A 13,821-nucleotide genomic window follows, 5' to 3' on the forward strand; every position below is an offset into this window, starting at 1 on the left:
AGGGTGAATAGGCCCTGATCTCACCTACTCGCGAGGGTGGACAACGACCCGCGATTTCGGGCGACCGGGCCACACCTCGATGCCAGTAATCAGGGCGCGCAAAATCTCGCGCCGCTCTGTAACTAGCATGTCCCCCCAATTCTCAAGTAAGGCCGGGATGATCGCGCCGACCTCCACCCGCTCCTGCACGACAGCTGTCAAGCGTGCGTCTTCGAGCGCCTTCCGCTCAGACTCATACTTGTCCCGCAGCCGCACATAAGTCGCGTGCGGGATGCCCGGATCGATGAGGCGTTCGGCAAGGGCATCCATCTTCCCCGCGAGAGACGCCAAGCGACGGTCAATGCTCAAGGCTTGGACCTTGCGCGCTTTAGGGGTGACGGCCACTCCCCCCGCTTCCTCGAGGACCATAGGCTCCCACTCCGCCAGGAAGCCCAGCACCGCCTCTTCAATGACCGTCTCTGTGACGTAGCCACCCGCGTGAGTGCGCTTGTCGTGAGCGTCCTTACAGCGGTATTTAGGTGTGCGCACTGCACCGAACTGTCCTGCGTGCATCTTCGACCCGCAGTGGCACCACACAAGGCCGCTGAAGACGTACTCCGACCTTTCCGTTCGACGCATCGACCGCCTGCGTGTGCGCGCCTCCCGGTACGCATCCCACTGCTCCGCAGAAATGATCGGTTCGTGCACACCCGGCACCAGCTCGCCCCCGCTGTTGATGAACCCGGCCGCGAAGCCTGAATCCATGACGCGCCGCAAAGTCCGATCTGACCACAGGCCGTCACCGCTCTTCACCCCATACCCGCCGACAGGCCGCGTTGGGCCAAGGTTCAACCACTGAATGAGGGAATACACAGATTCGCCAGCGGTGTACCGCGCGTAACACTCCCCCAAAACTGGGGCTGTTACGGGATCGGGCGAAAAACCAGTTTCACGGTCATACACATACCCAAACCGGGGCTTCCCATTGATAGGCAACCCATTACGAAGACGCCGCGCATGAGCCTCCCTCCACGTATCCCCAATCCGCTCCGACTCAAACGCGGCCATTTCGGTCATCATCCCGCGAGCAAAACGACCCGTCGAAGTAGAGGCATCAATCGGCTCCGTTGCTGACTCAATACGCCCGCCAGCAAGGGAAACGCGGTCCGCAGCAACAGCCCAGTCAAGGCGTGAGCGACTAAGGCGCGACCACTTCCAAAGCACAATGACTTCCGCTTCGCCGGCTTCGAGCATCGCCATCACGCGGGTCACCGCAGGGCGGTTGAACGTCCTGCCGCTGATGCCAGGATCTGACTCCACGGCGACCACCTCGTACCCGCAGCGCGTAGCATACTGCCTTCCCTCGTGTTCTTGGAGCTCGAGAGAAATTGAGTCTTCTCGTGATACCGACTGCCTAAGGTAGAGCACACAGCGGGTGGGACGATTCGGGGGCTGTCCTGCATTTACTGTCCGAGGGGGCATGTATATATGTACCTAACAGAAGGCGTCGAGGGTGACGCACATTCGAACGGGGATACGAAAAACATGGGGAATCACGCGCACGGAATCGTCACGCTACTCAAGGCGGCAGGGGGTGAAGCGCACGCCGATCTGGGGGGCGAGCCCCATGCGGTGCATCTGGGGGCAGCAATGAGGGCCGCGTCCGGGTTAGGCATCAGCGGCGTCAACCTCTTCAGCGGCAGCTACAGCCTTGTCCCAGAACCTTCCGGGGTCGTTGACTTCCAGGGCCTTTGCCAAAGCGATGTACTGAGGGATCGTTAGCGGGCTTTGATTGTTCATCAACCGGTTGATTGTGCGCAGGTTGATACCAGACCGCTCTTCGATGACTTGGTTAGTCAACTTGAGTCGGTCGCGTTCATTCCGTAGTAGCTGAACGACGGCTTTGTTGTAGGCGTCGTCCACCTCCTTTTTGCGAGTGTCCATTCTGTCATTATGGTGCCCGCTTCCCAACCTCCCAAACTTTTCCAGTTTGGTGGTTGTGGAGTGACATATTTGTCGCTACAGTGTCCATATGGTCACTCAAGCAATCACTCACACAGCCCTTGGGCTGGTTGCGGACGCCCGAAGAAGAGCGAACTTCACCGACTCCCAACTGTCCTCAACTACGGGAATCCCCCGTACCACCCTTAGGCGCAAGCTCGACGGACACGACGACTTCCGCCTAACCGAACTCGCCAAAATCAGCGAAGCTCTCGGAGCCGATTACTCCGAATGGCTCCGAGAGCTCGCAAAGGCAGCGTCATGAACGCCGCCACCTCAGCCGGCCCCTCCAAAGAGGCATGCCGCAAAGCCGCCGTCATTCTCATGCACGCCCTTGAGCGCATCGCTCGGGAAAAGGCTGAAGCCGCACACCGGAGCGCAGCCGCGTGACCGGCGCAGAAGAATGGCGTCCATTCCCGCTCCGGCCTGACCGATATGAGGTCAGCAGCCTCGGACGAGTGCGCTCCAGATGCGACGGTGATCTGCGTATTTTGAAGCCAACGCAAATGCGACGTGGCGGATACCTGCAACTGACGTTCACCATCGGCGGCAAGAGAAGGTACCTCAAGCTTCATCGGATAGTGGCACTCACGTTCTTGGGAGAGCCCACCGCTGAGCAGGTGCGCCACCTAGACGGCAACCCGGCCAATAACGCCGTTGCCAACCTTGCGTACGGGTCGAAGAGCGATAACACGCATGACTCGATCGCCCACGGCACCCACAACAATGCCTCCAAGGTTTGCTGCAAGCGCGGGCACCCATTTGATGCGGATAACACTCGCGTGTATCGGAATCGCCGCACGTGCCTGACATGCGAAAGGGCGCGCCGCTTGAGGTACTACGCAGGGGACGGGGTTGCAGCATGAGCGCCGTTGAAACCCAGGAAGCCGGAACGGGCAAGTGGTTCCCGGTCATCATCTACACACCCGGCACCGCATCCCAGCTTGAAGATGCCCGCAGCGATGCACAGGCGCTCCGAGTTCTGGGCCTCTACGCCCGCGTCGTTGGTTTCGAGGTCGCCTAATGCTCCCCGATAACCCGCGTCAGCTCGACAAAGCCTACGACGACTACATAACCAAGTGGCTCGATGATCTTCCCGAGTTCGACTTCGAGGAACCCGACCGCACAGGCGAGTAACCCTCACTGATCTTGCCCACCTAGTGGTGGGCGGTGATTGTCGCACCCAAAAACGACTCAACGCCTCCGGATGTTGACCCCCCTAACCACGGCGATCAATACAACACCCGGTCACAATTCCACAGCAGATCCAGGCATCACCGTTTAGGGCCAGTCCGAAGGTTCGGGCAAATCCATCGACGGTGACACGAAACACATGACTGTAGACGGCCCGCATATGGGTACCCGGTGAGGGCTAAGCGGTCACGAGGCAGTTAGCCCCTGTGTCGATTTCAGGAATGCCCGGATGCGAACTCCGGCAGGGGCACAGGGGCGACGCGATCCGACCCGAACTCATCGCGCCGCCCTCCAAACCAATCCACCCCACGAATCAAAGGAGATCCAAATGTCATTCGAATACGCGCAGTACATACCCATCCCGGTGAAGAAGACCCGCATCGGTGCCGTCGAAGTTTCCACCATCCTCTGCTTCTCCGGGGTCGCTAACCGGCAGATGGCCGAAACGCTGATCTTCATTGATGAAGGCGTGACGGTCGAGGGTCTGCGGGATCAGGACGGCGAGCGGGGCGAAACATACGCCGCGAAATCACTACACGAAGCGTGGGTCAAAAAGGTTCGCGCCGCATACGCAAACGACACCGAAACGGAGCACGCATCATGAGGCCTCAAACCGAGTACATCGTTTCTGAAACCAGATGGTTGCTTTCGTTCGGTCGCCCAGCACTCGAAATCGCCAAACAGTTGAAGCGTGCACCGAACACCATCTACCAGATCGCCAACCGTCACGAACTGGAAGACATTCGAGAAGCGTTCGCGCAGTACTCAAGCGGAAGGCGAAACGCATGACCGAGCAGGAATGGCGCGACAACCTTTACCTCGGACGCCTGGATCGCATGGAACGCGACGGTGTACCCGACGAAGGTAGCAGCGCACTCGCATTCGCTGTCGGACTAGTCAGCCTCGGTGTGGTCATATTCGCCATCGTCACCATTGCGGGGATGTTCGCATGAACACTTACCCGGGCTTCTGGTTCCTACTCGCCCTACTCGCCGGCGTCCTCTACATCTGGTTGCCGCCCATGATCCTCGCCGTAATCGGGTCAGCCATCCTCTGGGTGCTTGACGTTTGGAAGGAGCGGCAACGTGTCTGACTTCAACGTTCCCGGCATCGATCCACGACGCGACCTCATCAACAAAACACTCGACCAATTCCGAAAAGAAGGAACACTCATGGGCGACTTCGACAACCTCGCAGCCGAAATGAAACGACGCGACCTCAGACAGCAAACAGTCAGGACACGCGCAACAAGCAACGACGCACTCGCCGCCTGGGAACGCTACGAAGCCATCCCCCACAACCGCGACGTACCAACCAGCTACGACGAACAAGACGCATTCACCACCGGCTACGACCTCGGACGTGACGCAGTAGCTGCACAGTTACGAATCTCGAATCTGCAAACCGAACGCGACCGCCTCGAACGGTACATGGAAGCCAACGGAATCGACCGCAGCGGCAACTCACAAGTGGTCATCCAATACGACACGTTGACCGCTGAAATTCGAGAAGGGCTGGGACTGTGAGCGCCTACGAAGGGTACAACGCTTGGGGATTCACCCGCCCCGAAATCGTTGACCATGACGACGATCTGGCAGTAGTTGGCGACGACGCGAGAGACGCAGCGGAATATGAGGTGGCGGGGGCATGACGGTCACTGTTTACGAGACGTTGGAGCAGGGAAGCCCGGAGTGGCACGCCGCACGACAAGGCATCATCACCGCCTCAGTCGTGGGCCAGTTCATCACCCCGAAGACCATCAAGCCAGCGCTAAACGATAAGACCCGCGCAATGGCTTATCAGTTGGTTGCCGAGCGGATAACCGGATACACGGAGCCCAGCTACTCGTCAGCCGACATGGAAGACGGCCACATTGAGGAACCCATAGCTCGAGACATCTACAGCGAGAACTTCGCACCTGCTACCGAAGTCGGGTTCATGGTGCGCGAGTTTGACGGGTTCCGCATCGGCTATTCACCCGATGGGGTTGTAGGCGAGAACGGTCTGATCGAAGTGAAAAGCCGGGCGCAGAAGAAGCATCTCGCCACGATCCTGGCCGATGAAGTACCAGCCGAGAACATTGGGCAGTGCCAAGCAGGGCTCCTTATCTCAGGACGCGAATGGCTTGATTACGTCAGCTACTGCGGCGGAATGAAGCTCTGGGTCAAACGCGTCTACCCCGACCCGCGATGGCAAGAAGCCATCATCGAGGCGGCCAGATCCTTCGAGGAATCAGCCGCCACCATGATCGCCAACTATGAGGCAGCCACAACCGGCATGCCTGACACCGAACGGCCTATCGAACTCGAGGAGATGAGGATCTGAGATGAAACACCCCGAGCCAAAGGTAAGGCCCCCTGAAGAACGCTTCACGGAGAAGTTCGCCAGAGTAAGCAACGGCTGCTGGGAATGGCGAGGGGCCGTGAATAGCGCCGGATACGGGATCTTCTACGCGGGCAATACGACCGAGAATCGGGAGGTATATGCGCACCGCTGGTCATACACGCATTTCGTTATCCCGATTCCTGCCGGCCTCCACATTGACCACCTCTGCCGCAACACCTCTTGCGTGAACCCTGGCCACCTAGAGCCGGTAACCCCGGCCGAAAACGTTCTTCGCGGGGTCGGTATATCGGCAGCTAACGCCCGCAAAACCGAGTGCCAGAACGGGCACCCGCTTTCGGGACCAAATCTCTACGTAACGCCCAGTACGGGGCAAAGGGGTTGCCGCCGATGCAGGCGGGAGCGGGAGCAGGCGAACAGCGAGAAAACGAACGCCAAAGACCGGGCGGAGCGGGCGGCACGCGGTGTGCGCCCCCGCAAGGGCATAACCGAGTGCTTCCGGGGCCACCCGCTCTCTGGAGACAACCTCTACATAAATGTCGTCAGTGGTAGCCGTCAGTGCAAAGCCTGCCGCCGCATCACTCACCAAAACAGAAAGAAGGCTTCCTAATGGATCTCTCGCAGTCAATCGAACCGAACAGCCAGCAGGTAAACGCTGAGGATCTGATTGCTTCACCTCGCACGGTGACTATCACGGGCGTTGAAGCGGGCACGGGTGAGCAACCTGTGTTCGTGCATCTTCAGGAGTTCCCTGGCCGAACCTATCGCCCGTCAAAGAGTATGCGCAGGCTCATGGTCAGCGCATGGGGACCTGAAGCATCCGCATACACGGGACGCAGACTCACCCTCGTTCGCAACCCTGATATTCGGTTCGGAAAAGATGTCGTTGGCGGCATCGAGATCTCGAGTATGAGCCACATCGATAAGCCGCTGACGATTGCGCTCACGGTGTCTCGAGGCAAGCGGCGCAACTTCACGGTCAAACCGCTGCCGGACGCACCCTCCACTCCCGCAACATCCCCCGCTCTCCCCGCTGAAGCCGTCGCTGATTGGGTCGCATCGCTCAAAGACGCAGCCGACATCACCGCACTCGCTGGCTTATGGAAGGAAGCCGTTGCACAGAACGTCGCAACGAACACCACCATCCTCGCCGCGAAAGACGCTCGCAAAGCCGAACTGTCATGATCCGCGAGATTGTGCGCGTCATCTACACGAACGCGTTCGGTGGCGACGTGAAGGACTCACATGTTGCACAGGTACTCGAAACGCACCCCAACGGTCAACTCCGCATCCTCTTCGATGACGGGGTTGATTACTGGGCGTTCCCGGAAGAAGTGAAGGAGATTTCATGAGCGCGTGCAGGAAGTGTGGACGAGAAGGCACCGGCCAGTTCTCGTCTGACCATGAACCGGGACTCTACTGCTCGAACTTTGCTGCATGCCAGAAGAGGCAGGCAGCCAAAGTCGGCGCCCACGAGAACGACACAGAGTCATCGTGAGTAGCGAACGAACCCTTGTCGCCCACGTCGTCATCCCTGGCGACCCGTACACACAGGCTCGAGCACGCGTAACCCGCTACGGCACGTACACCCCAGAGAACACGAAGAACCACACCGACAAAGTGCGTGCCGAGTTCATTGCCACTGAGGTTGCCGATTACCCACTAGATGCAACGTTCCGGCTCGACACCCATTTCTATTTGGGCACAAGGAGACGGGCAGACAACACGAACCTAACGAAGCTCGTTGAGGACGCGTTGAACAAGGTTGCGTATGAGGACGATTGGCGCATCTACAGCAGCCGCATCGAAAAGTTCCACACCACAAAGGCGCGGGCTCGAACCGAGCTGTTCCTTTACACCATCGATCCAGACAGGGAGGAAGCCGCATGATCACCGACCGTGAAGCGTGGCTTGACGACGCGAACTGTGCCCAAACTGACCCCGACTTGTTCGTGCTCGAAGGTAACGGTGGCAATTACAACGCGGCGGCGAAGATCTGCGGGAGCTGCACTGCGGTTGCCGCTTGCCTCGATTTCGCGTTGAGAAACGAAATCTACGACGGGTTCTACGGCGGGCTCAGTCCCAAACAACGCGCACGGCTGGAGAGATCGGCATGAGAAACATAGTCATTTCGTTGTGCGATCTAACAGGCGCACTCGTGAAACCCTGGACGGACGCCGGCTACGACGCAATACTCGTTGACCCGCAGCATGGGGAAACGTCAACGGAGGTTCTGCCCAACGGCGCAACAGTCACCCGCCTGGCGAACACCATCGATGAAGCGTTCACCGTACTGGGCGAAGTGATCCGCTCAGGCAACGTCGCTTTCGTCGCCGGCTTCCCGCCTTGCACCGACATGGCTGTGAGTGGTTCACGGTGGTTCGCATCCAAACGGGCCGCTGATGCACAGTTCCAGTCGAAGGCGGCGATTGTCGCTGAGCAGTGCCGCACGTTGGGCGAGCTCAGCGGTGCACCGTATTTCGTTGAGAACCCGGTGAGCGTGTTGTCTTCCATCTTCGGTAAACCACAGCACACGTTCCACCCGCACGACTTCACCGCATTCGAACCGGCCGACAATTACACGAAGAAGACCTGCCTCTGGACTGGTGGCGGGTTCAGGATGCCGGCACCGCAACGGGACGAATCGTTGGGTGAACCTGACGACCGTATCCACAAAGCACCACCAGGGCCTGAGCGTATGAACTTCCGATCAGCAACACCGATGGGGTTCGCGCGTGCAGTGTTCGAAGCCAACGCGCGTGTCTTGGCATGACCTCCCCGCCATCCGCACAACACGCCACCAAATCGAGGCGCAACTGATGGCGGGCACGTATTGCGCGGCGGTGGATGACATTGAACCTGAAGCGACTATCCCACACAGGGTAGGCGCTTTTTTAGTACCCGAAAGGAGGAGACATGAGCACATTTACTCGACTCAGTTGTGACGAAGAGGCCTGCGCATCCTTCCTCGAGTGGCTGCCCTCCGAGACGAGTGGTGTTCAGCCGCAACGCATGGGATGGCGCTGGATATCCGCAGTAGGCGACCTTTGCCCGACGCACTCATTGAGGTTCAGGGGCAACTCGCAACCACCAGCCGCCCGTAGGTGAACGGATGTGCTAACAGGCAGGGCGCATGTGCACACGAAACGGGGTATAAGCCCCGAACAAAGTTTCGATAACTGGTAGGATGATGATGGGCAAAAAGGAATCCCCAGTTGCGGAAACAACTGAGGATTCAGCCCACATCCTGCCGACTAAGACAAAGGACGTGGACTCAGTTATGAGTGTACCCGAAAGACCATCCCCAGTTCCGTACTACGAAGACGATTTTGTCACTCTTTACCACGGGGACTGCCTCAAGATCACCGCATGGCTTGATGCCGATGTGCTCGTAACCGATCCCCCTTATGGGATGGCGTACGAATCCAACTTCAACCGCATCAAGGGCACTCAGAAGGTTGGGCGCTCAGTGGCGGGAGACGATACGCCGATTGTTCGGGATGCCGCACTGGCGCTCTGGGGTAAAGGCCCCGCTCTCGTGTTCGGCCGATGGAACGTCACGCGCCCCGTCGAGACAAGAGCGCGTCTGATCTGGGATCGCATGTATCACGGCATGGGCGACTTGACGCTTCCGTGGGGACCGACCGAGGAAGAGATTTACGTTCTCGGAACCGGTTTCGTCGGTGAGCGCGGATCAAACATCCTCCGCTCGCATGGCCTCATGTCGAACTCGAAGGATCGCCCCGACCACCCGACCCCCAAGCCTGTTGGGCTGATGGAAGCGCTGGTCGCCAAAACGACCGGAGTTGTAGCCGATCCGTTCGCGGGCTCTGGTGCAACCTTGCTGGCTGCTCGCAACCTGGGGCGCAAGGTCATCGGGGTTGAACTTGAAGAACGCTACTGCGAACTGATGGTCAAGCGACTGTCGCAGCAAACGCTGTTTGAGGGGATGTTGGCATGAGTACCGCTGACGCCTACTACGACGTACCGGACGGCACCGAGTTGCGTCCACACGAGGAAGCCGAAGTCGAAGCAGCGGTGACGGCGCTTGAGCGCATCCGCGATGGCATGAGCGAGGGCCTTTGGGCTCTCGTGCTCAAGGAAATCAGGGAGGGGGTGTTGTCATGAACGCGGAAGTTGTGGCTCAGGTTCTCATCGAGTACGGCAATGCGTGGCGAGAACAGTGGGATTGGACTGACTTCGACGGGCGCGGGTGTCGTGACGATATGGAGTGGGCCGCTAGTGCGCTCCGCTCGGATAAGCCGATCACGCTGACCGAAGCTCGGGCCGCTCTCGGAATCGAAGTCGCGTAATGGCGAGAGAACATGCCGCTATTCGTCTGGACATGTGGGGTGACGACGAATGGCGGTCGTTGAGTGTCCCCGCACAGCACTTGTATCTACACCTGCTGTCCACCCCGACGCTTTCGTATGCGGGTGTTGCCGATTGGCGACCTGCCCGTATCGCTGGCGTATCCCAAGGCGCTACTGCTGCGTCTGTTCGTGCTGCTGGTGACGAGTTAGCTGCTGCGTTGTTCGTGGTTTACGACGACGAATCAGAAGAAATCCTTATCCGGTCATTCCTGAAACACGACGGGCTACTGCACAAACCGAACGTGGCTAAGGCAATGGTCACCGCTTACGGCAAAGCAGTCTCGCCAACCCTTCGCGGGGTGATTGTTCACGAGTTGAACAGGCTCCACGAAAGGTATCCGGAATGGAAGGCGTTTGGTGTTCCTGAGGTTCAGGAAATCCTAACGAAACAGTCAGTAAACCCTTCCGAGTTGGTTTCAAAGGGTTTCGGAAAGGGTTCGGTAAAGGGTTCCGATTTTGACCCCTCACTCCTTACTCCTAACTCCTTACTCCTATCTCCTAACTCCACACACCTCACAACGTCAGCGAACGAGGTTCGTGACGACATCCGAGAGCTGTGTGAGTTATTGCAATCGCTGATTGTGGCCAACGGGTCCAAGCCACCAACCATCAACGACAAGTGGCTGACAGAGGCACGGCTGCTGCTCGACAAGGACGGACGCGAGTTCGACCATGCAGCCCGACTCATCCGCTGGTGCCAGGAAGACCCCTTCTGGAAAACCAACATCCTGTCCATGCCGAAGTTCAGAGCCAAGTACGACCAGCTACGGCTTGACGCAAACCGGCGACTTGAGGAACGCCAACCGAAACCAACCGCCGCGCAACGCAACCTCTCAACCGTCGAATACTTCGCGCAACAAGAAGCGCAATTGGAGATTGACCAGTGAACAAAACAGAAACCGCGAAACTGCTCACCATCGCATCCATGATCGACAACCGAACCGTCGCACCGGAAACAGTCGAAGCGTGGCATGACGTGTTAGGTCACCTGCCGTACGGGCTGGCTAAAGCGGCCATGTCCCTGCACAGGAGAGAGTCAACCGACTACCTCATGCCGGCGCACATCACGAAGAACATTCCACGGGTGAAGTTGCGACTGGCGACAGACATTCGAGCGGCTAAGGCACGGGGGCTGATTGGTGAATGGCCTGAGGACGAAATGCTGTCACCGGATGTTATGGACGCGCTGACGGCTGCACGGCAACAGGCGACACAGTTCGCTGATTTGCCCCACTCGGTTGAGGCGCATGAGGCGTGGCGTATCGCTGCACAAATCGGAAACGTGATTCGAGAGGTGCCCTAGTGGACACCCTAGCCGCCTACCTGTCATCCGGCCACATCACCAAAGCTCTCGAGCACGAACGACTCGCAGCCGTCCAAAGAACATGGCGGGAATCGTTCGGGCACCCTGCACACCGTCACATGCTCACCGAACACAACGAACGGGTACGCGAGTTCTACGGACGCGCTGACCCTGACACCGAACCGGGCACACCGAAGCAGATCAACGAACTTGTTGATGCGGTCACCGGATACCACCCGACGAAGAAATACACACGAAAGGCAAGTTGATGCCAACCATCACAGAAAAGCTGGCAGCGGTCATAACTCGCACGGTCTACATCGAGTTTGACCCCGACAACCTGCCCCGGTACGAGGACAACGGCAAGCAGTACCAGTTGACTGCCGCTTCTCTCGTATTTCGGTGGAGACGGGGCAAGTGGGAGAACCCGTGGGATATCACCGCCGACCGTCAGCAGCGACTAAAGGACGGCACTTGGGGCAATCCGCGCAACGTCAACGTCTACTCGTGCCGCTCGCTCATAACCGAACTATCCGACGAATACCGACCAACCGTAAGCATCGAAATCAAGGAGACAAACTAATGGCATTCATCAACATCGAAGGAACAATCTCCCGCGTTTTCTACAACGGCAAGGGGGCAGAAGTCACCGAGTCGTTCAAGAAACGTGACGGTAGCGAAGGCACGAAACGGTACACGCTCTGGTTCAACGACGCACACGGACTCAGCGAGGGTCACACGGGCAAGTTCTCGGGGATGCTCGGGGTCGAAGTGGACGAATGGCAGGACAAAGAAGGCCAGACACGCCACACCGCGAAGGTATCCGTGAATGGTGCCCGTGTTGACGGTGGCAGAGCACGGTCTCAGGAGCCACAGAAGCCCGCTGACGAGCCTTGGGCCGCTTCCGGCAACTTCAGTGCGCCCACCTCGGATTCATGGCCCACAACGGGCGCAGATTCTACCCCATTTTGACCGTGGGTGCGACCAGTTTTAACCGATTGTGCGGTAAAATTAGAACGTCCCCGCGAGGTGCTACCAACACCGGACGGGGACTAACCCACCAGATCGTCACTACCGATTGGAGGGCTGTCATGGATTCTACCCCGGACACGCCTAGTAACTTCCGAAGCCCCGAACGCTGGAACTCAGTACCAGTTCCCGAACGCGTATCTGAACGGGCACTTACTAACGTCGATAAGCAGCCCAATGGCTGCTGGATCAGTCGATACTCAACCGCATCGCACGGCTACTCGCAGGTCGGATGGCAGGACGGCGGCAAAAGACACGTCGTACTCGGGCATAGAGCGGCATGGGCTGGCGTGCATGGCCAGGTTCCGCTTGGGATGACGCTTGACCATCTCTGCAAAGAGCGGCGCTGCGTCAACCCCGACCACTTGCGTATGCTGCCCAACTTCGAGAACGCGCGGAGGGTTCACGGCCTCGACTGGCCGATGGGACAGTGCGCCAATGGCCACTCGCCAGAGATGTTGAAGCGGGTTACCGGTACCGACAAGAGGGGGCGAAAGCGGGATGCCCTCGGATGCAGAGCGTGCAAGCCGATATACAACGCGAGATCCGATTGGCGGAAAGACAACCCCGGCGAGCCGATGCCCTCGCATCTGCTGCTGCGGTCAGAACAGAAAGAGGTTGCGTGATGCTGCTCGGATTCAAAGCGCAGAACCACCCGCAGCAGACCAGCGCGAACGGCGTGCTCGATGAGGTGGATGACAGAGGCACGCACCCGGACAACTTCAACCCGTGGAATGAGCGCTTCGGTGGCTTCACTCTCGACGTTGCCGCTGCTGCGCACAACACCAAATGCGAACGGTTCTTTACTCGCGCTGACAACGGGCTTGAACAGTCATGGGCTGGTGAGCGTGTGTGGTGCAACCCGCCGTATAGCGGGCTGGGCGACTGGTTGGAAAAGGCGTGGAAGGAATACCCGACCACGCGCGGCATCGTCATGCTGCTCCCCGCGAATCGTGTTGAACAGCGCTGGTGGCAGGACCACGTTGAACCGTTCCGCGACAAGCCCGGTTCGCCCCTGACTGTTGAGTTCCTGCCCGGACGCATGCGGTTCATCAAACCGGGTCAAACAGCCATCGGCCCCAACGAGCGCCCACCATTCGGGTGCTGCCTGCTCATTTGGAAAGACCCGACCACCCAAGGAGAATCATGCTGAAGGTAATCGTTGAGTCCCCGTACGCGGGCGACGTTGAACGACACGAAACATACGCGCGGGCTGCACTGCACGACTGCCTTACGCGCGGTGAAGCACCCATCGCCTCGCACCTGCTCTATACGCAACCCGGCGTACTGGACGACACCATTCCCGAGGAACGAACACTGGGGATCGAAGCGGGCCTCATCTGGGGCGACCTTGCCGAGAAGACCGTTGTTTACTACGACCTCGGTATCAGCCGTGGGATGCAATACGGCATCGACCGCGCCTCTCGGGATGGGCGACCCGTTGAATACCGGTCGCTTCCCGGCTGGGGGTACACCTCATGACCCGCTACATTTCCGGCCTATTCACCGCCTCAATTCTCCTAATCTTCCTCCACATCTACGGCGCGCAACTGTTGGGTGTGCTCATGCGACGAGGGGATAAGAGCGATTTCGGGGACA

At 58.8% G+C, this 13,821-nt stretch carries 27 protein-coding genes; 25 read left to right on the forward strand and 2 right to left on the reverse strand.

Annotation, left to right across the window (positions count from 1 at the left end):
* Positions 1-24: 24 nt before the first annotated feature.
* Positions 25-1,461, reverse strand: coding sequence for a recombinase family protein (locus tag AC1C2N_RS15860; RefSeq protein ID WP_495434524.1), 1,437 nt, complete (start codon positions 1,459-1,461; stop codon positions 25-27).
* Between the two features lie 186 nt (positions 1,462-1,647).
* A complete protein-coding gene (locus tag AC1C2N_RS15865; RefSeq protein ID WP_495434525.1) occupies positions 1,648-1,923 on the reverse strand; it encodes a helix-turn-helix domain-containing protein in 276 nt (91 codons plus the stop codon).
* Positions 1,924-2,366: 443 nt separating this feature from the next.
* Between AC1C2N_RS15865 and AC1C2N_RS15870 the strand changes: the two genes are divergently transcribed.
* From AC1C2N_RS15870 to AC1C2N_RS15990, 25 genes are all read left to right on the forward strand, one after another.
* Positions 2,367-2,846: an HNH endonuclease gene (locus AC1C2N_RS15870; RefSeq protein ID WP_495434526.1), complete on the forward strand. Its 480-nt coding sequence runs from the start codon at positions 2,367-2,369 to the stop codon at positions 2,844-2,846.
* Positions 2,843-3,004 carry a hypothetical protein gene (locus AC1C2N_RS15875; RefSeq protein ID WP_495434527.1) on the forward strand — a complete coding sequence of 54 codons (162 nt, stop codon included), beginning with the start codon at positions 2,843-2,845 and terminating at the stop codon, positions 3,002-3,004. Before AC1C2N_RS15870 ends, AC1C2N_RS15875 begins: the two co-directional genes overlap by 4 nt.
* Positions 3,005-3,502: 498 nt before the next feature.
* On the forward strand, positions 3,503-3,778 hold the full coding sequence (locus AC1C2N_RS15880) for a hypothetical protein (protein WP_495434528.1): 276 nt from the start codon (positions 3,503-3,505) through the stop codon (positions 3,776-3,778).
* On the forward strand, positions 3,775-3,963 hold the full coding sequence (locus AC1C2N_RS15885; RefSeq protein ID WP_495434529.1) for a hypothetical protein: 189 nt from the start codon (positions 3,775-3,777) through the stop codon (positions 3,961-3,963). Before AC1C2N_RS15880 ends, AC1C2N_RS15885 begins: the two co-directional genes overlap by 4 nt.
* Positions 3,960-4,127 (forward strand): hypothetical protein, encoded by a 168-nt coding sequence (locus AC1C2N_RS15890; protein ID WP_495434530.1) that lies wholly within the window; start codon positions 3,960-3,962, stop codon positions 4,125-4,127. Before AC1C2N_RS15885 ends, AC1C2N_RS15890 begins: the two co-directional genes overlap by 4 nt.
* Positions 4,124-4,267 carry a hypothetical protein gene (locus AC1C2N_RS15895; protein WP_495434531.1) on the forward strand — a complete coding sequence of 48 codons (144 nt, stop codon included), beginning with the start codon at positions 4,124-4,126 and terminating at the stop codon, positions 4,265-4,267. The genes AC1C2N_RS15890 and AC1C2N_RS15895 overlap by 4 nt, the downstream gene beginning before the upstream one ends.
* Entirely contained in the window at positions 4,260-4,700 is a 441-nt protein-coding gene (locus AC1C2N_RS15900; RefSeq protein WP_495434532.1) for a hypothetical protein, read from the forward strand. Before AC1C2N_RS15895 ends, AC1C2N_RS15900 begins: the two co-directional genes overlap by 8 nt.
* Before the next feature lie 121 nt (positions 4,701-4,821).
* Entirely contained in the window at positions 4,822-5,499 is a 678-nt protein-coding gene (locus AC1C2N_RS15905; RefSeq protein ID WP_495434533.1) for a lambda exonuclease family protein, read from the forward strand.
* A gap of 1 nt (position 5,500) precedes the next feature.
* Complete coding sequence (locus AC1C2N_RS15910) at positions 5,501-6,127, forward strand: HNH endonuclease signature motif containing protein (RefSeq protein WP_495434534.1); 627 nt, start codon at positions 5,501-5,503, stop codon at positions 6,125-6,127.
* Positions 6,127-6,702: a hypothetical protein gene (locus AC1C2N_RS15915; protein ID WP_495434535.1), complete on the forward strand. Its 576-nt coding sequence runs from the start codon at positions 6,127-6,129 to the stop codon at positions 6,700-6,702. The genes AC1C2N_RS15910 and AC1C2N_RS15915 overlap by 1 nt, the downstream gene beginning before the upstream one ends.
* Positions 6,699-6,869 (forward strand): hypothetical protein, encoded by a 171-nt coding sequence (locus AC1C2N_RS15920; protein WP_495434536.1) that lies wholly within the window; start codon positions 6,699-6,701, stop codon positions 6,867-6,869. Before AC1C2N_RS15915 ends, AC1C2N_RS15920 begins: the two co-directional genes overlap by 4 nt.
* A 142-nt stretch (positions 6,870-7,011) precedes the next feature.
* Entirely contained in the window at positions 7,012-7,407 is a 396-nt protein-coding gene (locus tag AC1C2N_RS15925; RefSeq protein WP_495434537.1) for a RusA family crossover junction endodeoxyribonuclease, read from the forward strand.
* Positions 7,404-7,634: a WhiB family transcriptional regulator gene (locus tag AC1C2N_RS15930; protein WP_495434538.1), complete on the forward strand. Its 231-nt coding sequence runs from the start codon at positions 7,404-7,406 to the stop codon at positions 7,632-7,634. The genes AC1C2N_RS15925 and AC1C2N_RS15930 overlap by 4 nt, the downstream gene beginning before the upstream one ends.
* Positions 7,635-7,675: 41 nt before the next feature.
* Positions 7,676-8,290 (forward strand): hypothetical protein, encoded by a 615-nt coding sequence (locus AC1C2N_RS15935; RefSeq protein WP_495434539.1) that lies wholly within the window; start codon positions 7,676-7,678, stop codon positions 8,288-8,290.
* Between the two features lie 414 nt (positions 8,291-8,704).
* Positions 8,705-9,478: a DNA-methyltransferase gene (locus AC1C2N_RS15940; protein ID WP_495434540.1), complete on the forward strand. Its 774-nt coding sequence runs from the start codon at positions 8,705-8,707 to the stop codon at positions 9,476-9,478.
* Positions 9,475-9,645: a hypothetical protein gene (locus AC1C2N_RS15945; protein ID WP_495434541.1), complete on the forward strand. Its 171-nt coding sequence runs from the start codon at positions 9,475-9,477 to the stop codon at positions 9,643-9,645. Before AC1C2N_RS15940 ends, AC1C2N_RS15945 begins: the two co-directional genes overlap by 4 nt.
* Positions 9,642-9,830, forward strand: coding sequence for a hypothetical protein (locus AC1C2N_RS15950; RefSeq protein ID WP_495434542.1), 189 nt, complete (start codon positions 9,642-9,644; stop codon positions 9,828-9,830). Before AC1C2N_RS15945 ends, AC1C2N_RS15950 begins: the two co-directional genes overlap by 4 nt.
* Complete coding sequence (locus AC1C2N_RS15955; protein ID WP_495434543.1) at positions 9,830-10,777, forward strand: phage replication protein O; 948 nt, start codon at positions 9,830-9,832, stop codon at positions 10,775-10,777. The genes AC1C2N_RS15950 and AC1C2N_RS15955 overlap by 1 nt, the downstream gene beginning before the upstream one ends.
* Positions 10,774-11,193 (forward strand): hypothetical protein, encoded by a 420-nt coding sequence (locus AC1C2N_RS15960; RefSeq protein ID WP_495434544.1) that lies wholly within the window; start codon positions 10,774-10,776, stop codon positions 11,191-11,193. Before AC1C2N_RS15955 ends, AC1C2N_RS15960 begins: the two co-directional genes overlap by 4 nt.
* Positions 11,193-11,462: a hypothetical protein gene (locus AC1C2N_RS15965; RefSeq protein WP_495434545.1), complete on the forward strand. Its 270-nt coding sequence runs from the start codon at positions 11,193-11,195 to the stop codon at positions 11,460-11,462. The genes AC1C2N_RS15960 and AC1C2N_RS15965 overlap by 1 nt, the downstream gene beginning before the upstream one ends.
* Entirely contained in the window at positions 11,462-11,776 is a 315-nt protein-coding gene (locus AC1C2N_RS15970) for a hypothetical protein (protein WP_495434546.1), read from the forward strand. Before AC1C2N_RS15965 ends, AC1C2N_RS15970 begins: the two co-directional genes overlap by 1 nt.
* Positions 11,776-12,165, forward strand: a complete 390-nt coding sequence (locus AC1C2N_RS15975; RefSeq protein ID WP_495434547.1) for a hypothetical protein — start codon at positions 11,776-11,778, stop codon at positions 12,163-12,165. Before AC1C2N_RS15970 ends, AC1C2N_RS15975 begins: the two co-directional genes overlap by 1 nt.
* Before the next feature lie 119 nt (positions 12,166-12,284).
* On the forward strand, positions 12,285-12,848 hold the full coding sequence (locus AC1C2N_RS15980) for an HNH endonuclease signature motif containing protein (protein WP_495434548.1): 564 nt from the start codon (positions 12,285-12,287) through the stop codon (positions 12,846-12,848).
* Positions 12,734-13,375: a DNA N-6-adenine-methyltransferase gene (locus AC1C2N_RS15985; protein ID WP_495434549.1), complete on the forward strand. Its 642-nt coding sequence runs from the start codon at positions 12,734-12,736 to the stop codon at positions 13,373-13,375. Before AC1C2N_RS15980 ends, AC1C2N_RS15985 begins: the two co-directional genes overlap by 115 nt.
* Positions 13,369-13,704 (forward strand): DUF7768 domain-containing protein, encoded by a 336-nt coding sequence (locus tag AC1C2N_RS15990; RefSeq protein WP_495434550.1) that lies wholly within the window; start codon positions 13,369-13,371, stop codon positions 13,702-13,704. The genes AC1C2N_RS15985 and AC1C2N_RS15990 overlap by 7 nt, the downstream gene beginning before the upstream one ends.
* The last annotated feature ends 117 nt before the right edge of the window (positions 13,705-13,821 follow it).

The sequence above is a fragment of the Mycetocola sp. Y791 genome, from assembly GCF_059445325.1.